The 23,602-nt window shown below is 65.8% G+C and carries 15 protein-coding genes, 1 pseudogene and 1 riboswitch; of the genes and pseudogenes, 7 read left to right on the top strand and 9 right to left on the bottom strand.

What is annotated here, in order from left to right:
* Position 1: 1 nt before the first annotated feature.
* From GCU53_RS13925 to GCU53_RS13900, 6 genes are all read right to left on the bottom strand, one after another.
* On the bottom strand, positions 2-1,609 hold the full coding sequence (locus tag GCU53_RS13925; RefSeq protein WP_152388145.1) for a carboxyl transferase domain-containing protein: 1,608 nt from the start codon (positions 1,607-1,609) through the stop codon (positions 2-4).
* Between the two features lie 137 nt (positions 1,610-1,746).
* Positions 1,747-2,928 (bottom strand): isovaleryl-CoA dehydrogenase, encoded by a 1,182-nt coding sequence (locus tag GCU53_RS13920; protein WP_152388144.1) that lies wholly within the window; start codon positions 2,926-2,928, stop codon positions 1,747-1,749.
* Between the two features lie 60 nt (positions 2,929-2,988).
* The gene (locus GCU53_RS13915) at positions 2,989-3,177 is read right to left on the bottom strand and encodes a transposase (RefSeq protein WP_152388143.1); all 189 of its coding nucleotides are present in this window, start codon (positions 3,175-3,177) and stop codon (positions 2,989-2,991) included.
* A gap of 86 nt (positions 3,178-3,263) precedes the next feature.
* Positions 3,264-3,995 (bottom strand): class I SAM-dependent methyltransferase, encoded by a 732-nt coding sequence (locus GCU53_RS13910; protein ID WP_152388142.1) that lies wholly within the window; start codon positions 3,993-3,995, stop codon positions 3,264-3,266.
* 281 nt (positions 3,996-4,276) lie between these two features.
* A complete protein-coding gene (locus GCU53_RS13905) occupies positions 4,277-5,614 on the bottom strand; it encodes an OprD family porin (RefSeq protein WP_152389899.1) in 1,338 nt (445 codons plus the stop codon).
* Positions 5,615-5,824: 210 nt separating this feature from the next.
* Positions 5,825-7,147 carry an OprD family porin gene (locus GCU53_RS13900; RefSeq protein WP_152388141.1) on the bottom strand — a complete coding sequence of 441 codons (1,323 nt, stop codon included), beginning with the start codon at positions 7,145-7,147 and terminating at the stop codon, positions 5,825-5,827.
* Positions 7,148-7,994: 847 nt separating this feature from the next.
* On the opposite strand from GCU53_RS13900, the gene GCU53_RS13895 reads away from it, so the two are divergent.
* Positions 7,995-8,954 carry a Gfo/Idh/MocA family protein gene (locus GCU53_RS13895; RefSeq protein WP_152388140.1) on the top strand — a complete coding sequence of 320 codons (960 nt, stop codon included), beginning with the start codon at positions 7,995-7,997 and terminating at the stop codon, positions 8,952-8,954.
* Between the two features lie 23 nt (positions 8,955-8,977).
* On the top strand, positions 8,978-10,081 hold the full coding sequence (locus GCU53_RS13890) for a DegT/DnrJ/EryC1/StrS family aminotransferase (protein WP_208845259.1): 1,104 nt from the start codon (positions 8,978-8,980) through the stop codon (positions 10,079-10,081).
* Between the two features lie 313 nt (positions 10,082-10,394).
* On the opposite strand, the gene GCU53_RS13885 is transcribed toward GCU53_RS13890, so the two are convergent.
* The 3 genes and pseudogenes from GCU53_RS13885 to GCU53_RS13875 form a co-directional block, all read right to left on the bottom strand.
* Positions 10,395-13,112: a M10 family metallopeptidase C-terminal domain-containing protein gene (locus GCU53_RS13885; protein ID WP_152388139.1), complete on the bottom strand. Its 2,718-nt coding sequence runs from the start codon at positions 13,110-13,112 to the stop codon at positions 10,395-10,397.
* Between the two features lie 315 nt (positions 13,113-13,427).
* Complete coding sequence (locus tag GCU53_RS13880) at positions 13,428-14,462, bottom strand: IS630 family transposase (protein WP_152388138.1); 1,035 nt, start codon at positions 14,460-14,462, stop codon at positions 13,428-13,430.
* Positions 14,463-14,596: 134 nt separating this feature from the next.
* Positions 14,597-15,125: pseudogene (locus GCU53_RS13875) on the bottom strand (IS701 family transposase); the annotation flags it as partial.
* 279 nt (positions 15,126-15,404) lie between these two features.
* Here GCU53_RS13875 and GCU53_RS13870 point away from each other — a divergent pair.
* The 5 genes from GCU53_RS13870 to GCU53_RS13850 all read left to right on the top strand — a co-directional run bounded on the left by GCU53_RS13870 (position 15,405) and on the right by GCU53_RS13850 (position 23,516).
* Positions 15,405-16,709, top strand: a complete 1,305-nt coding sequence (locus tag GCU53_RS13870) for a CitMHS family transporter (RefSeq protein WP_152388137.1) — start codon at positions 15,405-15,407, stop codon at positions 16,707-16,709.
* Between the two features lie 104 nt (positions 16,710-16,813).
* A complete protein-coding gene (locus GCU53_RS13865; protein ID WP_152388136.1) occupies positions 16,814-17,560 on the top strand; it encodes a TerC family protein in 747 nt (248 codons plus the stop codon).
* Between the two features lie 128 nt (positions 17,561-17,688).
* Positions 17,689-17,763, top strand: a riboswitch (cyclic di-GMP riboswitch).
* A gap of 88 nt (positions 17,764-17,851) precedes the next feature.
* Positions 17,852-18,730, top strand: coding sequence for a calcium-binding protein (locus GCU53_RS13860; RefSeq protein ID WP_244306768.1), 879 nt, complete (start codon positions 17,852-17,854; stop codon positions 18,728-18,730).
* Between the two features lie 339 nt (positions 18,731-19,069).
* Positions 19,070-21,130 (top strand): multicopper oxidase family protein, encoded by a 2,061-nt coding sequence (locus GCU53_RS13855; RefSeq protein WP_152388134.1) that lies wholly within the window; start codon positions 19,070-19,072, stop codon positions 21,128-21,130.
* Between the two features lie 292 nt (positions 21,131-21,422).
* A complete protein-coding gene (locus GCU53_RS13850) occupies positions 21,423-23,516 on the top strand; it encodes a multicopper oxidase family protein (RefSeq protein ID WP_152388133.1) in 2,094 nt (697 codons plus the stop codon).
* Positions 23,517-23,602: the final 86 nt, after the last annotated feature.

Here is a 23,602-nt window from a genome sequence, read left to right as displayed (position 1 = left end):
CTTACATCCGGAACACGCCGAAGCGGGTCGGCTCGATGGGCGCATTGAGCGCGGCGGACAGCGCCAGGGCCAGCACCTCGCGGGTCTGCGCCGGGTCGATCACGCCGTCGTCCCACAGCCGGGCGCTGGAATAGAAGGCATGCGCCTGGCGCTCGTAGCGCTCGACGATGGGCTGGCGGATCGCTTCTTCCTCCTCGGCAGAGAAGGACTGCCCGGCGCGCTCGGCCTGCTCGCGCTTGACCTGCACCAGCACCCCGGCGGCCTGCTGGGCGCCCATCACGCCGATCCGGGCGTTCGGCCACATCCACAAGAAGCGCGGGTCGTAGGCGCGGCCGCACATGCCGTAGTTGCCGGCGCCGAAGCTGCCGCCGACGATCACGGTGAACTTCGGCACGCTGGCGCAGGCCACCGCGGTGACCAGCTTGGCGCCATGCTTGGCGATGCCGCCGGCCTCGTACTTCTGGCCGACCATGAAGCCGGTGATGTTCTGCAGGAACAGCAGCGGGATGCCGCGCTGGCAGGCCAGCTCGATGAAGTGCGCGCCCTTCTGCGCCGCCTCCGAGAACAGAATGCCGTTGTTGGCGAGGATGGCCAGCGGATAGCCGTGCAGGTGGGCGAAGCCGCAGACCAGGGTGGGGCCGAACAGCGCCTTGAACTCGTCGAACTCGCTGTCGTCGACCAGGCGGGCGATCACCTCGCGCACGTCGAACGGCTGCCGGGCGTCGCTCGGGATCACCCCGTACAGCTCCTCGGCCGGGTAGCGCGGCGCCCGCGGCACGCGGCTCTGCAGTTGGCCGAGCTTGCGCCAGTTGAGGTTGGCCACGCAGCGCCGGGCGATCGCCAGGGCGTGCTCGTCGCTCTCGGCGTAGTGGTCGGCCACCCCCGAGGTCCGGCAATGCACGTCGGCGCCGCCCAGCTCCTCGGCGGTCACCACCTCGCCGGTGGCGGCCTTCACCAGCGGCGGGCCGGCGAGGAAGATGGTCGCCTGCTCGCGCACCATGATGGTCTCGTCGGACATCGCCGGCACGTAGGCGCCGCCGGCGGTGCAGGAGCCCATCACCACGGCGATCTGCGGGATGCCGGCGGCGCTCATGTTCGCCTGGTTGAAGAAGATCCGCCCGAAGTGCTCGCGGTCGGGGAACACCTCGTCCTGGCGCGGCAGGTTGGCGCCGCCGGAATCCACCAGGTAGAGGCACGGCAGGCGGTTCTCGCGGGCGATGGCCTGGGCGCGCAGGTGCTTCTTCACCGTCAGCGGGTAGTAGGTGCCGCCCTTCACCGTGGCGTCATTGGCGATGACCATGCACTCGACGCCCTCGATCCGGCCGATGCCGGCGATCACCCCGGCGGCCGGCACCTCCTCGTCGTAGACCTCGAAGGCGGCGAGCTGGCCGATCTCGAGAAACGGCGAGCCGGGATCGAGCAGGCGGTCGATGCGCTGGCGCGGCAGCAGCTTGCCGCGCGATGTGTGGCGCTCCTGGGCCTTGGCGCCGCCGCCCTCGCGGATGCGCCCGAGCAGGGCGTGCAACTGGTCGACCTGTTCGCGCATGGCCGCGCCGTTGGCGGCGAACTCCGGCGAACGGGTATTGATCTGGGTGTGCAGGATGGCCATGGGGCTAGCTCCCTGATGCCGTCGGCGCTGGTCTCGGTGGAAAAGGCCTGCGGCCGTTTTCCACCCTACCCGAGCGACCGTGAGGCGTAGGGTGGAAAACCCGCGCAGCGGTTTTCCACCGAATGGGTCGATGGATTTCAGCGCGTCTCGTCGAACAGCTCGCGGCCGATCAGCATGCGGCGGATCTCGCTGGTGCCGGCGCCGATCTCGTAGAGCTTGGCGTCGCGCCACAGCCGGCCGGTCGGGTAGTCGTTGACGTAGCCGTTGCCGCCGAGGATCTGGATCGCCTCGCCGGCCAGCCAGGTGGCCTTCTCGGCGCAGTAGAGGATCACCCCGGCGCAGTCCTTGCGCACCTGGCGCACGTGCCCGGAGCCCAGCGCGTCGAGCTGCCGGCCGACCGCGTAGAGGTAGGCGCGGCAGGCCTGCAGGGTGGTGTACATGTCGGCGACCTTGGCCTGGATCAGCTGGAACTCGCCGATGCTCTGACCGAACTGCCTGCGGTCGTGGATGTAGGGCACCACCACGTCCATCGCCGCCTGCATCAGGCCCAGCGGGCCGCCGGCGAGCACGGCGCGCTCGTAGTCCAGGCCGCTCATCAGCACCTTGACCCCTTCATTGACCTGGCCGAGCACGTTTTCCGCGGGGATCTCCACGTCGCGGAACACCAGTTCGCCGGTGTGCGAGCCGCGCATGCCGAGCTTGTCGAGCCTCTGCGCCACCGAGAAGCCGGGGCTGTCCGTCTCCAGGATGAAGGCAGTGATGCCACGCGCGCCGGCCGCCGGGTCGGTCTTGGCGTAGACCACCAGCACGTCGCAGTCCGGGCCGTTGGTGATCCACATCTTGGTGCCGTTGAGCACATAGCGGTCGCCCTTGCGGTCGGCGCGCAGCTGCATGGACACCACGTCGGAGCCGGCGTTGGACTCGCTCATCGCCAGGGCGCCGATGTGCTCGCCGGAGATCAGCCTGGGCAGGAAGCGCTCCTTCTGCGCCGGCGTGCCGTTGCGGTGGATCTGGTTGACGCACAGGTTGGAGTGCGCGCCGTAGGACAGGGCGATGGCGCCTGAGGCGCGGGACAGCTCCTCCATGGCGATCATGTGCGCCAGATAGCCCATGCCGGCGCCGCCGTACTCCTCGGAGACGGTCAGGCCGAGCAGGCCCATGTCGCCGAACTTGCGCCACAGGTCCATGGGGAACTGGTCGCTGCGGTCGGCTTCGGCGGCGCGCGGGGCGATCTCCCGGGCGGCGAAGCCGGCCACCGAGTCGCGCAGCATGTCGATCTCCTCGCCGAGGAAGAAATTCAGTCCGGGCAGGTTGCTCATGATCGGGTGCTCCAGGCCTTGTTGTCGTTCCCTCTCTTGAGAATATGCCAGGTTGACGTATCAGCATAACCACAGCAGAACGGCGGCGAAGGCCAGTATTTCCTCGAAGCGGCTGGCTTGCTTCTCGTAACGCGAAGCGATCCGCCGGTAATACTTCAGCTTGCCGAACAGGCACTCGACCACGTCGGACGACTTCTGTCGGTCATGGCAAAAGCCCAGTTTTAGCACTGGGCCTGCCTGCCTTGCCATGGATCACCTCGCTGCAGTGTATCGCTTAACGGAGTGTCCACTAAGGCTGGGCAAGATCAGAAGAATAGCGTCGCACACCTCGGCAACTAATCCCCCATCAGCTCTTCGAGCGACTTACCACATGCCATCACGCTTTCGTAATTCTTCCCAAGAATCCAGTACTCGTGCCCCCGGCATAGGCTCTTAATATCGGGCAACTTATAAAGTTTAAAACCAACACACTCGAAATCTCCTGCCAGGCGCTCTCTGGAAAGCTCTGTTCGACGATACATATTGGCAGCAACGATACCACTCGGAGCAAGGCATCTATACAGCTCAGCGATTTGTTCCTTGTAAAATGGAAACTGCAAAACAAATACCGCTACAACCATCTCAAAATAGCTATCGCTGTATGGAAGCTTGTATTCCGAACCAGAAAAGACATGACAGTTACTCCCAACCCCTTCAGTATCGGAAAAGACTGCTCGATCGGCATCAGAGAGTACATAGTCCATATAGGGCGGAACCTCTGCAAGAACAGGCCTGGTTCCAGCACCAATTTCCAGCAGTTTCCTTGGCTGAATCCTTTCGATAAGCCTACCAAATAGTGCATGAACTTCGGAATTGGCCGGATCAATCAAACCCGGAAAATTCTCTCGCACGCGACACAAGTTCTTCACTTCCTCGGGCGAGAGCTCGTCAAGGTGCTGCTTACGGATGTAGAAGCAGTCCATGAATCTAAATAACCTTTGACCTTCAAAGTCAAGTTCGCCAGGTCCCTTCTCGCTATTTAGCGTCATGAACACCCCAGCGGAGACCTCCTCGATCCTGAAGCTCATTGCTCGAAACTCCCTCTCAAGAGTCTTTGACCTTATGCCTTCGAAAAGACTAGAGCATTTTCACCTTATTCGGATTTACCTTTGGGTGAACTACGTAGGTTGGGGTGAGCTTGCGAACCCCAACCTACGTATCGACGACACCCCAGCAGCGTCGGGCTTCGCAGTGCGAAGCCCGACCTACGATTGGTTGCAGCAGTGAACCGGTATTTCATGAAAGTGCCGCTAGACGGCGACCGCCCGCCTCCCGGTCGAAACCGCTCCCCCGCGCTCTGCCCCGGCCTTCAGAGCAGCGGCAGGCTATAAGTGACGATCAGGCGGTTCTCGTCTATATCGCGGGTGTCGTTGCTGCGCAGCGTGGCGTTGCGCCAGGTCAGGCCGAGGCCCTTGAAGGTGCCTTCCGGCACCACGTAATCGATGCGGAAGTTGCGTTCCCACTCGCGGTTGTCGCTGCCGGCGTCGTCGATGTCGTCGCCGCTCCAGTAGACCAGGCTGGCCTTCAGGCCGGCGATGCCGATCTTGCCGAAGTCGTAGGAGTAGCCCGCCACCCAGGTGTTTTCGCCGGCGCTGGTGAACTTGTGGATCTGCGCGTCGGTGATCAGGTACAGGGTGCGCCCGCTGCCCTTGAAGAGGTGCGGGAAGTCGCTGTTGCCGCTGATCTTCTGGTAGCCGGCCTTCACTTCGTGGCCGCCCAGCGTGTAGGTGAACTGGGCGCTCCACAGGTGGTTGTCGACCTCGCCGCGGCTGGACGCGCCGGCGTCCCAGTAGCCGCTGCTGACGTAGCCTTCCCTGCGTCCGGAGGCGCTTTCGTTCCTGCCGTCGGAGTCGCTGGCGAAGAAGCGCAGGTCGGTCTTCAGCGAACCCACCGGCAACGCCCAGGTGTGGATCAGGCCGAGGAAGTGCTGCTCGTAGAAGTCGTCCAGGCTGCCGTAGTAGTACTGCAGCAGGAGGTCCTTGCCGACCTTGTAGTCGGCGCCAGCGTAGTAGAACTCGTTGCTGAACCGGGCGTTGGGGCCGCTGTTGGCGCCGGAGATGGAGAGCGGGAAGCTGTCGCTGGAGTTGCGGTCGGTGGAGTGCTCGATCTTGCCGGCGATCAGCGTCAGGTCGTCGATCTCGCTGGAGGTGATCTGCCCGCCGTGGAACAGTTGCGGCAGCAGGCGGCCGTCGTTGTAGGTGACCACCGGCAGCCTGGGCATCAGGGTGCCGAGCCGCGCCTCGGTCCTGGAGATACGCAGCTTGCCGGTGACGGCGAGCCGGCCGAAGTCGGTCTTCGCCTTGCCGTTGCTCTCCAGCGGGAACACGGTGCCCGGGGTGCGCTCGATGCCCGGCTTGCCCTCGCGGCCGCCGCCGTCCAGACGGATGGCATGCATGGCCAGCACATCCAGGCCGAAGCCGAGCGGCCCTTCGGTAAAGCCGGACTTGTAGTCGAAAAAGAAACCCTGGCCCCACTCCTCCGAGCGCGGGCGGTCCTCGTTGCGGGTGTCCTGGTTGATGTAGAAGTTCTTGAGGTTCAGCGAGAGCTTGCCGTCCTCGATGAACTCGGCCTGGGCGACGGCGGGAATGGCCAGGGCCGCTCCCAGGGTGGGCAGGGCGGCGCTGCGGGTGACGGGACGCTGGTACATCATCGTTCTACCTCCTGGCGGAAGGATGCACAGGGTTCTCGCTGTCATGGGGAGCCCGCCGGCAGGCGCCTGTGCCAGACGGGCGACGGCGCCCGGCGGCGGGTTCTTCCAGTCTGGCAGACGACAGCCGGGGCGCCGCGAAATCCGACCGGCTGGCAGGCGCCGAACGGGCACGGAGCCGCGTCCCTGCGGCTCCGCGCCCCGGGAGGATCAGAACAGCGGCAGGCTGTAGCTGACGACCAGGCGGTTCTCGTCCAGGTCACGGCCGTCGTTGCCACGGGTCGCGGCGTTGAGCCAGGACAGGCCGACGCCCTTGAGCAGACCGTTCTGCACCGTGTAGTCGACGCGGAAGTTGCGCTCCCACTCCTTGTTGTCGCTGCCGGCGGCGTCGATGTCGTCGCCGCTGAAATACATCAGCCGGGTCTTCAGCCCCGGCACGCCGAGCGCGGCGAAGTCGTAGGTATGCCCGACCACCCAGGTGTTCTCGCCGGCGCTGGCGAACTTGCCGATCTGGCCGTTGGTGATCAGGTGCAGGGTGCGCCCGGTCCCCAGGTTGATGTGCGGGAAGTCGCTGTTGCCGGTGACCTTCTGGTAGCCGGCGCTCAGCGCGTGGCCAGCCAGGCTGTAGGTGAACATGGCGCTCCGCAGGTTGTTGTCGACCTCGCCGCTGCTGCCGTTGGCGCCGCTGCTCCGGTAGCCCTCGGCACGTCCGGAGGAACTCTCGTTCTTGCCGTCGGAATCGCTGGTGAAGTAGCGCAGATCGGACTTCAGCGCGCCGACCGGCAGTTTCCAGTCGTGCACCAAGCCGAAGAAGTGCTGTTTGTAGAAGTCGCGCAGGTTGCCGTAGTAGTACTGCAGCAGCAGGTCTTTGGTGGGCTTGTAGTCGGCGCCGCCGAAGTAGAACTCGTTGCTGAACTGGGCCCTGCTGCCGCTGTTGGCGCCGCCGATGGACAGGCCGTGGCTGTCGCTGGAGTTGCGCTCGGTGGAGTGCTCGATCTTGCCGGCGGTCAGGCTCAAGTTGTCGATCTCGTTGGAGGTGATCTGCGCGCCGTGGAACAGCTGCGGCAGCAGGCGGCCGTCGTTGTAGGTCAAGACCGGCATCTTCGGCATCAGGGTGCCGAGGCGCGCCTCGGTCTTGGAGAAGCGCATCTTGCCGGTCACGCCGACCCGGCCGAAGTCGGTCCTGGCCTTGCCGTTGCTTTCCAGCGGGAACATGCCTCCCGGAGTCCGTTCGATGTCCGCCTTGCCGGCGCGGCCGCCGCCGTCCAGGCGGATGGCGTGCATCGCCAGCACGTCGAGGCCGAAGCCGACCGGGCCTTCGGTGAAGCCGGACTTGAAGTCGAGGAAGAAGCCCTGGCCCCACTCCTCGGAGCGCGGCGCGTCCTGGTTGCGCACGTCCTGGTTGATGTAGAAGTTCTTGAAGCTCAGCGTGGCCTTGCTGTCCTCGATGAATTCCGCTTGAGCGATGGACGGAACGGCCAGCGCCGCTCCCAGCGTGGAAAGGGCTATCCGGGCACGTGGAGTCTTGTGCATGTTGGTCTTGTCTCCGGGATGGATGATGCGCGGTGCTTCTTGTTGTCATGGGAAAACCGCTACCGCGCGCGGGATTTTCCGGTCGCTCCGGCCGCAGCGGGCCGGCCGGCGGATACCCTGCGCCAGAGCAGCCCGGCGGGCCGGGCGGAGCATCCGCGCAGCAGAAAATCGGCTCAGCGGCCCGATGCGGACAGAGCGGTTGGGAAGAGCGAAGGGATGCAGCCTCGAGGCGAGCGGGGCGAGGGGCGGCAACACCGATACCCGAGGGGCAGGCAGGATACCGTGGCGGTCGGGCCGGACATGAACGTCTCCTTATTGTTGTGTCGTTCGTCGTGAGGGGCGAGCCGCCGGGATCGAACCCGCGGACACGGCCTCGGCGAGGCGACAGCCCGTGCTGGACTGCTGGGCACGGACGTGCTCGCTGGACAAGCCCACAGCAATCGGCATGCCGGGCCGGCGACACCGCTCTTGTCCCGCGGCAAGAGCCGCAGGAGAGTCAGGATGCAGAGCGGCGCACCGGCGACATGGCATGAAAAGGAGGCGACACAGGCAGGCGGCCGAAAGTGGCGACATGTCGCCATGAAAAGGCGCCGAAATGGCGGCTTTTCGCCATGCTGGATGCAGGATTCTCTTGTCCACACCCGGCGACTGGCCGACCAGCCGGCTAGAGTGATGGAACAGACAGCAAGCGACTCCAGCCGAAACGGCCATGGCGCCGCAAGGAGCATCGCCGCCGCTCCATTTCATCGCATTGGTCTTGGCGTCATCGCCAAAGGGAAGCGGCAACGGGTGCACACAGCCCTTTCGGCCAAGGGCTTCGGCGACTCGGGCAACGCGAGGATCAAGGATGCCAGTTACCCGCTGCGCGGTCGTGGGGGTGGGCCATATCGGCAGGTTTCACGCCCAGAAGTACGCCGCATCCACCAACGCCGCGCTCGTCGCGGTAGCCGACCGGGACCGCGACAGGGCCGCGCACGTGGCGGCCGAATGCGCCTGCGAGGCGGTGACGGACTACCAGGCGCTGTTCGGACGGGTCGAGGCGGTCAGCATCGCCGTGCCTACGGCGCAGCACTTCGAAGTGGCCCGGGCGTTTCTGGAACACGGCGTCCACGTGCTGCTGGAAAAGCCCATCGCCAGCAACCTCGAAGAGGCCGCCGAGCTCAACCGGATCGCCCGCAGGCGGGACGTGGTGTTCCAGGTGGGACATCTGGAGCGCTTCAATGCGGCTCTTGCGGAACTGGCCGACCGGGAGATCGAACCGCTCTTCATCGAGGCCCATCGCCTGTCGCCGTACAAGTCCCGCGCCACCGACGTGGACGTCGTGCTGGACCTCATGATCCACGATCTCGACATCGTCCTGAGCGTGGTGCGCTCGCCGCTGCGCACGGTGCAGGCGAGCGGCGCCAAGGTGCTCTCGCAATCGATCGACATCGCCAACGCCCGCCTCGAATTCTGCAACGGCTGCATCGCGAACATCACCGCCAGCCGGGTGAGCACGAAGACCGAGCGCAAGATGCGCCTCTTCCTGCGCAATGCCTATTTCTCCATCGACTTCCAGCATCGGCGCCTGGCCGAATGCCGCCTGCACGGCCACGCGGCGAGCGGCGGCGAGCGAATCGTCTGCGAGGAGCGCTCATTCGACGAGCACGACGCGCTGCGCGCCCAGATCGAGGCATTCCTGCGCTCCGTGCAGCAGGGCGCGCCGGTCGCCGTTTCCGGCGAAGAGGGGCAGCAGGCGCTGGCGACGGCGATCCGCATCGCCCGGCTGGTGGAGGACAACGCGCCACAGCTCGGCAACACCATCTGAACGACCATGCGGACAGCGTACCGATGACACGAACCATCCCGATGGTCGATCTCAAGAGCCAGTATGCGAGCCTCAAGGACGAGATCGACGGCGCAATCGCAGGCGTGCTCCAGGAAGGCCACTTCGTGCTCGGCCCCAACCTGCGGCAGTTCGAGCAGGAGGTGGCCGCCTACCTGGGGGTCGCCCACGCCGTCGGCTGCGGGTCGGGCACCGATGCGCTGCAGCTCGCGCTCACCGCGGCGGGCATCGGACCAGGCGCCGAGGTGATCACCACCGCGTTCACCTTCGCCGCGACCGCGGAAGCCGTGGTCCGGGCGGGGGCCACGCCGGTGTTCGTCGACATCGACCCGCACAGCCTCAACATCGACGTGGCGCGGGTGGCAGCGGCCCTGACGTCGCGCACGGCGGCGGTCATTCCCGTGCATCTCTTCGGCCGGCCCGCCGACATGGCCGCGCTCGGCGAGCTGTGTGCGGCGCGCGGGATCCTCGTGGTGGAGGATTGCGCGCAGTCCTTCGGCGCGCGCGTACAGGGACGGCACACGGGCGCCATCGGCGCGTTCGGCTGCTTCAGCTTCTTTCCCAGCAAGAACCTCGGCTGCTACGGGGACGGCGGGCTGGTGACCACCGCTTGCCCGGACATGGCCGACAGGTTGAGGATACTGCGCAATCACGGCGCGCCGGCGCGCTACCACCACGACCTGATCGGCTTCAACAGCCGCCTGGACGAGCTCCAGGCCGCGATCCTGCGCGTCAAGCTGCGGCACATCGAGCGCTTCAACGCCGGACGCCGGCGCATCGCGCATCGCTACGGCGTGCTGCTGGCCGGGCTGCCGCTGGAGACGCCCCGGGCGGATGAACACGGCGAGCACGTCTATCACCAGTACACGGTGCGCTGCACGGCACGCGAGCGGGTGATGGCGGCGCTCGCCGCTGCCGGCATCGAATGCGCCATCCATTATCCGCTGCCCCTCCACCGCCAGCCGGCCTTCGCGGCGTACGGCGCCGGGCTTTCCCTGCCGGTCGCGGAATCGGCCGCGGCACGCTGCCTGTCGCTGCCGATCTATCCGGAGATGCCCGACGAGGACGTCGAGCGGGTCGCCACGGTCGTGCGCGGGGCGCTCGAGTAGACGGCCGGGCGCCGCCTGGCGCACGGATCGCTGCGCCTTCCGCGCCCGCTCCTTCTTGTCGCTGCCGTCGGCATCGACGTCGTCGCCACTGGAGTAGGTCAGGCTGGCCTTTAGAGCATTTTTGAAAACATGAAAAGGTAAAAATGCTCCAGCCCTCTGAGCTGGCCAGCATTGGGGTAGAGCTTGCATGCTACTGGGTAGCGGGCAGATCCCAAGGCGCTGGCCGAGCAGTACCTTGGGACTGTATTCCCCTGCAGGGGTGAGGCTCTTATGGAAGCGTCATCCGCTTCCAAGGAACACGCCCTGTGCCTCCTTAGATGGCCTGTTCGATCGGCGGGGTGCCGATGATTTCGAGCTGGCCGGTGGACTCGCCCGCCGCAGCGAAGATGAATACGTCGGCGGCAAGGTGGTCGAGGTGGTTGCCCTCCAGGGCGATCTCGAAGCGCTTTCCCTCGGCATCCGCCTCGAAGCTCTTGAGGTAGGTGCGCGTGCCGGCGTCGTTCACCCGCACCGCCAGGGTGCCGCCGTGGCCGTCGCCCAGGCCGGTGAAGCCGAGCGCCGAGAGGTCGATGCGGTCCTCGCCGGCCTCGAAGTCGAGGATCAGGTCGCTTGAGCCCGCGCCATCGGTGCGGTGGCTGTCCTCGCGGCTCGAAAAGCGGAACAGGTCGGCACCGCTGCCGCCGGCCAGGGTGTCGCGCCCGAGGCCGCCGTCGAGGCTGTCGCCGCCGGCACCGCCATGCAGGTAGTCGTCTCCGGCCCCGCCGGCGAGGCTTTCCGCCGCTGCGCTGCCGATCAGGCGGTCGCCGGCCGCACCGCCCGCGAGGGCCACCGGAGCGAAGAGCAGATTGCCGCTGTCGAGCCGGCCGGCGAGGTCGCCGTCCAGGACGATCTCGAAGCGCCGCCCTTCGGCATCCGCCTCGAAGCTTTTCAGATAGGTCCGCGTGCCGGCCTCGTTCACCCGCACGGCCAGGGTGCCGTCGCGGCCGTCGCCCAGCCCGACGAAGCCCAGCGCTGAGAGGTCGAGCTGGTCCTCGCCGGGATCAAAGTCGAGGATCCGGTCGGCGAAGCTCTCGCTGTCGGTGCGGTAGCTGTGATCGCGGCTTGCGATGCGGAACAGGTCGGCGCCGCTGCCGCCGATCAGCCGGTCGCGCCCGGCGCCGCCGTCGAGCAGGTCGTCGCCGCCGGCACCATGCAGGCGGTCGTCGCCGTCCCCGCCGGTGAGAATTTCCGCCAGCGGGCTGCCGGTCAGTCTGTCGGCGGCCGCCGTGCCTTCGAGGACGAGCGGCGCGAAGATCAGGTTGCCGCTGTCGAGCTGGCCGGCAAGATTGCCCTTCAGCGAAATCTCGAAGCGCCGCCCCTCGGCATCCGCCTCGAAGCTCTTGAGGTAGGTGTGCGTGCCGGCACTGTTCACCCGCACCGCCAGGGTGCCGCCGTGGCCGTCGCCCAGCCCGGTGAAGCCGAGCGCCGAGAGGTCGATGCGGTCCTCGCCGGGATCGAAGTCGAGGATGCGGTCGGTTGAGCCCTCGCTGGCGGTGCGGTAGCTGTCCTCGCGGCTCGAGACGCGGAACAGGTCGGCGCCGGCGCCGCCGCTCAGGCTGTCGCGCCCGGCGCCGCCGTCGAGGATATCGTTGCCGGCGCTGCCCTCCAGGCGGTCTTCGCCGCCCTCGCCGAGGATCAACTCGGGTGCGTTGTTGCCGATCAGAACGTCGTTGTCGTCGGAGCCTTCGAGAATTACGACCCCATCGTCCAGCGCTCCGAAAGTTTTATCGAGTGAGCCGTCGGCGTTCAGGCGGATCACGCTGAAATCGTAACTCGCGCTGTTGGAGTTATAGCTATGTCCGGCCAACAGGATCTTGCCGTCCGGTTGCAGGGCCAGGCTATTGACTTGGGCGTAGCCATTTCCGAGATTGAAGCTGGCCTTACCGTCACTATCGAAGTTGATATCGAGACTGCCATCGGCATTCAGTCGAGCCACGCTGAACTCGGTGTCATAGTTAGGGTTATAGCTCCGTCCGGCCACCAGGATCCTGCCGTCGGGCTGCACGCTCAGGCTGTAGCCTTGATCGGTGTCCCCATTAATATCGACAGTGGCTTCGCCATCGCTGCCGAAACCGGTATCGAGGGTGCCGTCGGCGTTCAGCCGGATCACGCTGAAGTCGAAATAGGTGCTGTTCTCGGGAGAGTCATACGCATAGTCATAGCTAGAGCCCGCCAGCAGGATCTTGCCGTCGGGCTGCACCGTCAGGCTATAGCCCTGGTCGTCGCTCCATCCGAGATCGAAGGTGGCCTTGCCGTCGCTGCCGAAGCCGGTGTCGAGGGTGCCGTCGGCGTTCAGCCGGATCACCTCAAGAGTGTAAGAGCTGATGCCGGCCAGCAGGATCTTGCCGTCAGGCTGCACGGTCATGCTATGGACCAGGTTCCTTCCCGCGCCCGCGATATCGAAAGTGGCTTTTCCATCGCTGCCGAAGCTGGTATCGAGACTGCCGTCGGCGTTCAGCCGGATCACGCTGAAGTCGTAGTCATAACTATGGCTGCCGGAGTTATGGCTCTGTCCGGCCACCAGGAGCTTGCCGTCGGGCAGCACAGTCAGGCCAAGGCCTTGGTCGTTGCTCCCTCTGATGTCGACGATGGCCTTGCCATCGCTGCCGAAGCCGGTATCGAGACTGCCGTCGGCGTTCAGCCGGATCACGCTGAAGTCGCCATTATGGTTGCCGCTCAGCAGGAGCTTGCCGTCGGGCAGCACAGCCAGGCTAAGGCCTTGATCGTAGCCTCCCCCGATATCGACGATGGCCTTGCCGTCGCCGCTGAAACCAGTGTCGAGGGTGCCATCGGCGTTCAGCCGGATCACGCTGAAGTCGTCACTATTGCTGCCGGGGTTATAGCCATGTCCGACCAGCAGGATCTTGCCATCCGGTTGCAGGGCTGAGTCATAGCTGTAATCGTGATGCCTTGCTATATCTACAACCATCTTACCTGTGGCTGCGCGGGGAGTAGGGCTGGGCGCGCCATTGCTCGGTATCGAGATATCCATTCAACGATCCTTTTGGGTTTGTTGCTTTCAACGAGCGCTTTGGTCGAAGACATTCGCCCTCATTGGGGAGGCGATCTGCTGCTACTTTGTGGCAGCCTGGGGGATAAACAACAAAGCTCTGATATGAGTCACCGATGAAAACCCAGGCGGTATGAGATCAGCACGATGAAAGAGAAGAACCAACCATTCGATCGGGTGTGCCGAACTTAGCTTCAGCAGCCTGTCGGTAAAGGCTTACTGAGGTTTTGTACAAAAAGCACTCTTTAATAGGCTGGGTTTTCTCAAGAGCAATTACTAGCCTTTTTTAAAGTAATGTCATGCTGCTGCATATCGGCAGTCCGGGTGGCGAAAAAACGACTTCACCAACTCCGGTAACTTCTGGATTCTACGCAGCGCACCCAGTGCCAACCTCTTCATCTCTTCCCGGTTCTGCACAAGACGCCTGGACACACTGCGCTTGACGTGCCCCCAGACCTGCTCGTCCGGGTTCAACTGCGGCGAGTACGGCGGCAGATAGAAGAGTTTCAGGCGCCCCGCCTGTTCTTCGACGAACGCCCTGACCAGCCGGGCCTTGTGCACCGGATGGCCATCGACGATCACGAAGACCGGCTGCTCGGCACCGATCAGCAGGCGCTTGAGAAACTCGCGGAACACGCTGGCCGTCACCGTCCCGTCGTGCAGCATGAAGCGGAACTCGCCGCGCGTCCCGACCGCCGACAGCATGTTCACCGAGAAGCGTCGGCCGGTCACCTCGACCACCGGCGTTTCCCCCTGCGGTGCCCAGGTCGTGCCGGCATGGTAGTCGGAGCGCAGGCCCGACTCGTCCGCGAAGTAGATCCTTGCCCCCGCTGCACGGGCCTCGGCCCGAATCGCCGGGTAGGTCTCGTTTTCCCACTGGCGCACCAGCGCCGCATCCTGCTGCCAGGCGCGATGCAAGGGTTTCTGCGCGGTGAAGCCGAGCAGCTTCATGATCCGGCTCACGGCGGACAGCGACAGCGTCTTGCCGAACTGGCGGCGGATCAATTCGGCGATCAGCGACAAGGTCCACAGGCCGAACTCGAAACGGTATTGCAGCGGCGAGTGGTCCCGAACGGCCTGTGCCAGCCAGCGCATTTCCTCGGCACTGATCCTGGGCGGACGTCCGGGAACCGGCTTGGCGAGCAGGGCGTTCTGTCCGCCATTGGCGAAGTCGGACAGCCAGCGAAAGACGCTGCGGATATTGACGCCGAAGGCGGCCGCCACGCTTTGGACGGTCTGCCCTTCGCGAACGGCCTTGATCGCCTGCTGACGCATGACCTGAAGGGAATGGTGGTCGATTGCTCGACCGTCGGAGTTTCGTTTGCATTTCATGGGGGTATTGTCTCTCAATATGACAATACTTTCGATAAAATTAGTAAGAGTGTTTGGCCGCCTATCCTGTAGCCGGCTTTTTAAGACTGACTTTTCCTTGCCAAGTTCTGCCTTAATCCTGTGTCATAAACATACGTGCAGCCCATGCGGTTTTTTCCTTGGCCATCCTGTCCGGGCATGGCCTTGCGGCGCAGGCGCTGCCCGAGCAGAAAACCACAGGCTGCGATGCTCAGGCGGGCATGGTGATGGAATCCCGCCAGCCACGGCCCTCGTAATGTCCCAGCCCCAGGTCCTGCTTGAGATCCTGGTAGTCGCGCCCGATACGCCAACCCAGATGGGCGATGCGTACCAGCTCCGACAGCGAGGTGTCCTCCGCGAGCGTGGACAGCCAGTAGCGGGTCGGCTCGTCCTGAGCGAGGGCCATTCGATCAGCAGCCATTGCAGCGGGTGTAGCCGCTGTTCTGCCGACACGCTGTCGGCAAGGCGTACCCGTACTGCAGCGAAACGCCCGCTCAGCGGTTCGTTGGCTCCCTGGCGCCAGATGAGTTCCGTAAAGACATCGGGCGGCAGCGACAGGGCCAGCCTCTTCACTGACAGCGGTCGATGCTCCGGCGAGCACCGCGTGGCCACCGGCGGACGCCTCCTGCCCGTCCAGCTCCGCGGCACAGGAGGGCGCCGAACTCACACTTTCGGCAGATCCCCCCCAAGAAATACGTTTTCACCCCACGATCAGCGCATTTCCTCAGCGAAAGCTCGCTGAAAGTTTAGCCGCGTAGCATCCGCCGCCAGAGCCGGCATCAGACCGGCCCGTCCGACAAAAACAATGAGTGGAGATTGCCATGCACCCCATCCCGCATTCGTCCGACCACGCCCAGCCGTCGTCCAGCCTGTCGACCTCCCCACGCTGACCGCGCGTCCTTCCCTGCTTCCGGAGTACTCGTCATGCTGACCTTCCTCGGCTTCGCCATGGTCCTGACCTTCATGTTCCTGATCATGACCCAGCGCCTCTCGGCGCTGATCGCCCTCATCGTCATCCCCGTGCTGTTCGCCATGTTCGGCGGTTTCGCCGGCGACATCGGCCCGATGATGCTGCAGGGCATCACCAAGCTCGCCCCGACCGGGGTGATGCTGATGTTCGCCATCCTCTACTTCGCCCTGATGATCGACTCGGGGCTGTTCGACCCGCCGGTGCGCTTCATCCTGCGCATGGTCAAGGGCGATCCGCTGCGGGTGTCCGTCGGCACCGCCGCGCTGGCGCTGATCGTCTCCATGGACGGCGACGGCGCCACCACCTACATGATCTGCGTCGCCGCCATGCTGCCGCTGTACAGCCGCATCGGCATGAACCCGCGGATCATGGCCGGCCTGATCATCCTCGCCGGCGGCATCATGAACATGACCCCCTGGGGCGGCCCCACCGCCCGCGCCGCCAGTGCCCTGCAGGTCGATCCGTCGGACGTCTTCGTGCCGATGATCCCGGCCATGGCGATCGGCGTGGCCAGCCTGCTGGGCATGGCCTGGCTCTACGGCAAGCGCGAGCGCGAGCGTCTCGGCGTGCTGCAGCTGGCCGACGGCAGCGAAGATCACTCCGACGTCAGCGTTTCCCAGTACCCCGAGGCGCGCCGGCCGAAGCTCCTGCTGATCAACGCCATGCTGACCCTGGGGCTGATGGGCACGCTGATCACCGGCGTGCTGCCGCTGCCGGTGCTGTTCATGATCGCCTTCAGCCTCGCCATGATCATCAACTACCCCTGCCTCAAGGCGCAGAAGGAGCGCATCGCCGCCCATGCCGGCAACGTGCTGGCGGTGGTCGGGCTGATCTTCGCCGCCGGCATCTTCACCGGCATCCTCACCGGCACCGGGATGGTCGACGCCATGTCGAAGAGCCTGCTGGCGCTGATCCCCGACGCGATGGGCCCCTATCTCGCCGTGGTGACCGCGCTGGTCAGCATGCCGTTCACCTTCTTCATGTCCAACGACGCCTTCTACTACGGCGTGCTGCCGGTGCTCACCGAGGCCGCCAGCCACTATGGCATCAGCCCGGTGGAGATGGCCCGCGCCTCGATCGTCGGCCAACCCGTGCACCTGCTCAGCCCGCTGGTGCCCTCCACCTACCTGCTGGTGGGCCTGGCGAAGATCGAGTTCGGCGACCTGCAGCGCTTCGCCCTGAAGCTGGCAACCTTGCTCTGTCTGGCGATAATGCTCGCCGCGCTGGTCATGGGCGTCTTCCCGCTGGCCGGCAACTGAGCGGCACAGCGTACTGACGAAAATTTCACACTGTCGCGTACAGACTCTCACGCCCGGCAGCCTTCAGGCTGCCGGGCGTTCAACCGACGATTAGAGGACCCCTTATGGACTGGCTGACCAACCCGGAGATCTGGGTTGCCTTCTTTACCCTGACCGCGCTGGAGATCGTGCTCGGCATCGACAACATCATCATGATCTCCATCCTCGTCGGCCGCATGCCCAAGGAGATACAGGCCCGCACCCGCCTGTTCGGCCTGGCGCTGGCGATGGTCACCCGGATTCTCCTGCTGCTGTCGATCTCCTGGGTGATGGGCCTGACCGCCGACCTCTTCCAGCTCTTCGACCAGGGCATCTCCGGGCGCGACCTGATCCTGTTCTTCGGCGGCCTGTTTCTGCTGTGGAAGAGCAGCACCGAGATTTTCCACGGCCTGGAAGGCGAGGACGAGACCAACGAGACGCCGAGGGGCGGCGGCCAGTTCATCGGCACCATCATCCAGATCGCCATCATCGACATCGTCTTCTCCCTGGACTCGGTGATCACCGCGGTCGGCATGGTCTCCCAGGTGCCGGTGATGATCGCCGCGATCGTCGTCGCCGTGCTGGTGATGATGGCCGCCTCCGGCACCATCAGCGCCTTCATCGACAAGCACCCGAGCCTCAAGCTGCTCGCCCTGTCGTTCCTCACCGTGGTCGGCACCGTGCTGATCGCCGAGAGCTTCGAGGTGCACGTGCCCAAGGGCTACGTCTACTTCGCCATGGCCTTCTCGCTGGCGGTGGAAGCGCTGAACATCCGCATGCGCCGCGCACGGGCGGAGCCGGTGCACCTGAGCAAGGACATTCCCGGTCAGTAAACCGCACCTGCCGTACGAAAACGGGGCCCGCGCGGCCCCGTTTTCGTTGCATCAAGCCCCTCCCGCAGCCGGCATACCCACACGCCCCTCGGGGTCTAGCAGACTCCCCGCACCAGTGCTAGCATTTTGCCTGCAAAAGCCAACCTCGCAGCGATGCGAGCACGGAAAGCCACGGATCTCACCGAGATGGCCGGGCCGCCAGACGTTCAACTTCATCCAATGACGGTAAACCCTGGCCCGTGCATTCAAGGCACATCTGCCTCCTCCGCGGGCCTGGGTGGGGGAGGAAACATGGCAACGATCAACGGAACCACAGGCAACGACACGCTCGAAGGCACTGGCGATAACGACACGCTCAACGGCCAGCAGGGCAACGACACCCTCTCTGGCGGTGCCGGTAACGACACGCTCAACGGCCAGCAGGGCAGCGACACCCTGCACGGCGAGGCCGGCGATGACACCCTGCAAGGCCAGCAGGGTGACGACCACCTCCATGGCGGCGAAGGCAACGACATCCTCACCGGCGGCACAGGCACCGACACCTTCCACTACAGCTTCCAGGTGAGTGCGGACGAGAGCCACAGCGAACGTTTCACCGACTGGCTGATCGGCCAGGGCCTGGGACAGTATGTCGGCGCTGACGGCCAACTGCTCGACGGCGTCACCACCCAGGGCTTCTTCTCTTCCCAGTACACGAACTGGCTGAGCCATCTGGTGGACCAGTACGACCTGGCCGGGGGCCAGAGCTACAGCATCGAGCTCAACCAGAACGGCAGCGGCGTGCCCTCGGTCTGGGTCGACGGCGTGGACATCATGGCCGGCCTGCTCGGCGAAGGCGAAGATTTCACCTTCACCACCAGCGGCAAGAACCCCCAGATCCACACCCGCTATTACTCCGACCTGTTCACCTTCGGTAGCAAGCCGGTCGCCAGCAGCAGCGATGGCCACGACATCGTCACCGACTTCGTGAAGGGCACCGACATCCTCGACTTCTCGGGGCTCTCGGCCACGCAGTTCGATGCGCTGTTCACCATCACCGAAACCGATATCGGCAACGACGGCATCGACGACACCGTGCTGAGCATCGCCGGCGACGACAGCTGGTCGCTGACCCTGATCGGGGTCACCGACTTCTCCAGCAACGACATCCAGTTCGCCCAACCCGTCTGATTCCACCCCCCAGACCCACGGCGACAAAAGATGCCCGCATCGCAGGATGCGGGCATTTTCGTCAGTCCCCGCCCCTCTTTCGGCACCCACTCAGCCGAGCCCCTGCTTTTCGTCGGGCCTCAGGGAACTTTCCGGCCGCTCCGCTAGACTTCGAGCAGCCTCGCCAGACCGCACCAGGACGAGCACTCCGGGCTGTAGTGGGCACTCCGTGCAGTACCTCGCGATCACCGACTTCATCGAGGCAGGAAGCCGCCATCGGGCACCTGCCGGCCAACGGGCCCGCCCACCGGCCGGATATGTGCCTGCGGCACATAAAGAACAACAGCAGGGACCATCGCAATGAAGTTCACCCGTCCGGGGCGCCTGTTCGCCCTTTCCTCGACCCTCGCCCTCGGCCTCGCCGGCCAGGTCGCCTCCGCCAGTCCGCAGCCGGCCTCCTCGCGCATCGTCCAGGAACCGCCGACCGCCCTCCTGCGCGGCGCCCCTCCCGAGCCGGGAGTATCGGGCCAGCGCCTGAGCGCCGACCGCCAGCGAACCGCCGGAACCCGCTCGGAAGTCTTCTACGAGCTGGCCGTCCGCTACGTCGACGGCAAGATCCACAACCCCGATACCGGCACCGACGATGCGGTACGCCTGCGCGCCTTCCAGGGCGAGGCGGTCGACCCGAAAATCCCCTATGTCGCCCCCAAGGTGGAGCTCTGGCCGGGCGAGACCTTCCGCCTGACCCTGCGCAACGAGCTGCCGGCCGACGATCCGAGCTGCCCCGCCTCGCCCGATCATGATCACAACGTGCCGCACTGCTTCAACAGCACCAACATCCATACCCATGGCCTGTGGGTGAGCCCGGCCGGCAACTCCGACAACGTGCTGCTGAAGATCCCCCCGCAGACCGACTTCCAGTACGAGTTCAAGGTGTCGGCCGACCACCCGGCCGGCACCTTCTGGTACCACCCGCATCTGCATGGCACGACCGCGCTGCAGGTCTCCTCCGGCATGGCCGGCCCGCTGATCATCCGCGGCGACCGCCTGCCGCGGGTCGAGGGCGACGGCACCCTGATCCCCGGCGATATCGACACCCTGCTGACCGCGCCCAACGGCCGGCCCTTGCGCGAACGCACCCTGATCTTCCAGCAGATCGCCTACGCCTGCCGCGACGAGAACGGCGACATCAGGACCGATGCCGACGGCAAATGGCTGTGCAACGCCGGCGATGTCGGCGGGATCGAGCGCTACGATCAGTTCGGCGTCGTCCCGACCAACGGCACCTTTCCCACCCTGTGGAGCCGCTCCGGCCGGCGCACCGCGATCAACGGCCTGGTCGAGCCCTACGTGGTCGACGCCAGGGCCGGCGAGGTCGAGCGCTGGCGCTTCATTCATGCCGGCGTGCGCGACTCCATCCGCCTGAGCTTCCGCAAGCTCGACCCGGCCCAGTTGCCCGCCATACCGGGCACAAGCCGCCAGGCGCGCGAGCGTTTCATCCAGAAGGCCTGCACCGGCCAACCCCTGGCGCAGTTCGCCATCGCCGGCGACGGCCTGACCCGCAACGCGGTCTCCACGCGCGACGCCACGGTGTTCCAGCCCGGCTACCGCGAGGACCTGCTGATGGTCTTCCCCGAACCCGGCACCTACTGCATCGTCGACGAAACCCTGCGCCAGGAACAAAGCGTCAACAACGAGAGCTACCCGCGCGAGCTGCTCGGCTACGTGGAGGTGAAGGGCTCGACCGCCGGCAGGGCGCCGGAGGCGGTGCTGCGCCAGACTCTGGAAACCGCGGCCAAGGTACGCATGCCCCGCGGCGCGGTACGCGACAGGGTACTGGCGGATCTGGCCGACGGCCTCAAGCTGAGCGCCTTTGCCCCCAACACCGATATCGCCGACCACGAGTTGAGCGGCGAGCGCACCCTCAGCTTCCAGATCGTCCTGGCGCCCGGGCAGCCGCCCAGTTTCGAGGTGGGCAAGATCGACTTCAGCAGCGGAACTCCGGCGCCCCTCGAAAGCGCGCCCTACGATCCGGAACAGATGCAGCGCCAGCTCGTGCTGGATGCCGTCGAGGAATGGAAGCTGACCTCCTTCTCGTTCGGTCATCCCTTCCACATCCACGTGAACCCCTTCCAGATCCTGTCCGTGAAGGATCCCGAAGGCCGGGAGGTGAGCGGCGCGCCCATCCCCGACGAAGACGGCATCCCCAGCCAGTACGCCAACATGCAGGGCACCTGGCGCGACACCGTGTTCGTGCAGGAAGGCCACCTGATCACCATCCGCTCGCGGTACCGGCGCTATACCGGCGACTTCGTACTGCACTGCCACATCCTCGACCACGAGGACCAGGGCATGATGCAGAACGTGCGCATCTCCCTACCCGGCGGCGGCGACACCGGCATGCCTGACGGCCACCACTGAGACGGCGACGGGGCCTGACGGCCCCGTTCCTGCCGGCTGTTCGCCATTCGCTCGCAATCGCTGCCGCGGCGATAAAACCTGCGGGCAACTCCACACAAACCCAATGGGCATGGTCAGTGGCTTTCAATACAATGCCGCCGCCTTGCGAAACCGCTCTGGGACGAGCGTTTCAGTTGGATGATGTCGAAATCGGTGTTCGGGAATCGGCCAGTTTCGCCGAGGCAGGAGGCCGCCCATGGCATAGACGCGGCGGCACAACCACAAAGAAGAAATTCAAGGATCCACGAAACCCATGACCACCCTCCACCGGAGCCGTCTGTTCGCTCTGTCCTCCAGCCTTGCCCTCGGGGTCGCCGCCCAACTCGTCCCCGTCCAGCAGGCCTCGGCCGAGGTGCCGGCCGCACGCATCGTCCGCGAACCGCCGGCCGCCCTGCTGCGCGGCGCACCCGCCGCGCCCGGCAGGACCGGGCCGAGCCTGATGGCCGCCACGCCGCTCCAGGCCCGCCCGCAGACCGCCGACGTCGGCACCGAAGTCTTCTACGACCTGGCCATCCGCTACGTCGACGGCAAGATCCACAACCCCGACACCGGCACCGACGACGCCGTGCGCCTGCGCGCCTTCCAGGGCGAGGCCACCGACCCGCTGATCCCCTACATCGGGCCCAAGGTGGAACTCTGGCCGGGCGAGACCTTCCGCCTGACCCTGCGCAACCAGTTGCCCGAGGACGACCCGAGCTGCAAGCCGCGCGACGAGCACAACGGCCCGCACTGCTTCAACAGCACCAACATGCACACCCACGGCCTGTGGGTGAGCCCGTCCGGCAACGCCGACAACGTGCTGCTGAAGATCGACCCGGGCGTCGACTTCCAGTACGAGTACAACGTGCCGGCCGACCACCCGGCCGGGACCTTCTGGTACCACCCGCACCTGCACGGCGCGACCGCGCTGCAGGTCGCCTCGGGCATGGCCGGCCCGCTGATCATCCGCGGCGACCGCCTTCCCAAGCCCCGCGAGGACGGCAGCCTGATCCCCGGCGACATCGACACCCTGCTGACCGCGCCCAGCGGCGAAGCCTTCCGCGAACGCGTCCTGGTGTTCCAGCAGATCGCCTACGCCTGCCGCGACCAGGCCGGCAAGATCAAGACCGATGCCGACGGCAAGTGGGTCTGCGACAAGGGTGACGTCGGCGGCATCGAGAGCTACGCCGGCCAGTTCGGCATCACCGCGACCGGCAGCACCGTGTGGAACGCTTCCGGCCGGCGCACCGCGATCAACGGCCTGGTCGAGCCCTACGTGGTCGGCGCCAGGGCCGGCACCGTCGAGCGCTGGCGCTTCATCCATGCCGGGGTGCGCGACTCCATCCGCCTGAGCTTCCGCAAGCTCGACCCGGCCCAGGCCTCGGCCAGGCCCGGCAAGGGCCAGCAGGCCCGCGAGCAGTTCATCCAGCAGGCCTGTACCGGCGCGCCCCTGGCGCAGTTCGCCATCGCCGGCGACGGCCTGACCCGCAACGCGGTCTCCACGCGCGACTCCACGGTGTTCCAGCCCGGCTACCGCGAGGACCTGCTGATGGTCTTCCCCGAGCCCGGCACCTACTGCATCGTCGACGAAACCCTGCATCCCGAGCAGAGCGTCAACAACGAGAGCTACCCGCGCGAGCTGCTCGGCTACGTGACGGTGGAAGGCTCGGCTGCCGGCAAGGCGCCGGAGGCGGTGCTGCGCCAGGCCCTGGAAACCGCCGCCAAGGCGCGCATGCCGCAGGGCAAGGTGCGCGACAAGGTGCTGGCCGACCTGGCCGATGGCCTCAGGCTGAGCGCCTTCGCCCCGCACGCCGACGTCGCCGCCAGCGAGGTGACCGGCCAGCGCAGCCTCGGCTTCCAGATCGTGCTGCCCGGCAGCCCCGACCAGGCCCCGCTGTTCGAAGTCGGCGAGATCGGCACCGGCAGCAACGGCGAACCCGTGCCGCTCAACAGCTCGCCCTACGAGCCGGGCCGCCTCGACCGCCTGCTGGAGTTGGGCGCCGTCGACGAGTGGAAGCTGACCGCCTTCTCCTTCGGCCATCCCTTCCACATCCACGTCAACCCCTTCCAGATCGTTTCCGTGAAGGATCCCGAGGGCAACGAAGTGAGCGGCGCGCCGGTGCCGGACGCCAACGGCATCCCCAGCCAGTACGCCAACATGCAGGGCACCTGGCGCGACACCCTGTTCCTGCAGCAGGGCTACACCGCCACCGTGCGCGCGCGCTATCGCCGCTACATCGGCGACTTCGTGCTGCACTGCCACATCCTCGACCACGAGGACGAAGGCATGATGCAGAACGTGCGCATCGCCCTGCCGGGCACGGCGAACTCCGGCATGCCCACGCCCATGCCGATGGCTCACCACTGAGCACAGCCGGGCGGCGCCCTCCGCGCCGCCCGGCTCCGCGAAAGGCGCCGCGCTCGCCGGGTTGTGCAAGCGCGCCGCTAATGCTT

Origin of the sequence: Azotobacter salinestris, assembly GCF_009363155.1 — a bacterium.
In the GTDB taxonomy this organism is placed as follows: domain Bacteria; phylum Pseudomonadota; class Gammaproteobacteria; order Pseudomonadales; family Pseudomonadaceae; genus Azotobacter; species Azotobacter salinestris.
This window is presented reverse-complemented; position numbering and strand designations above follow the sequence as displayed.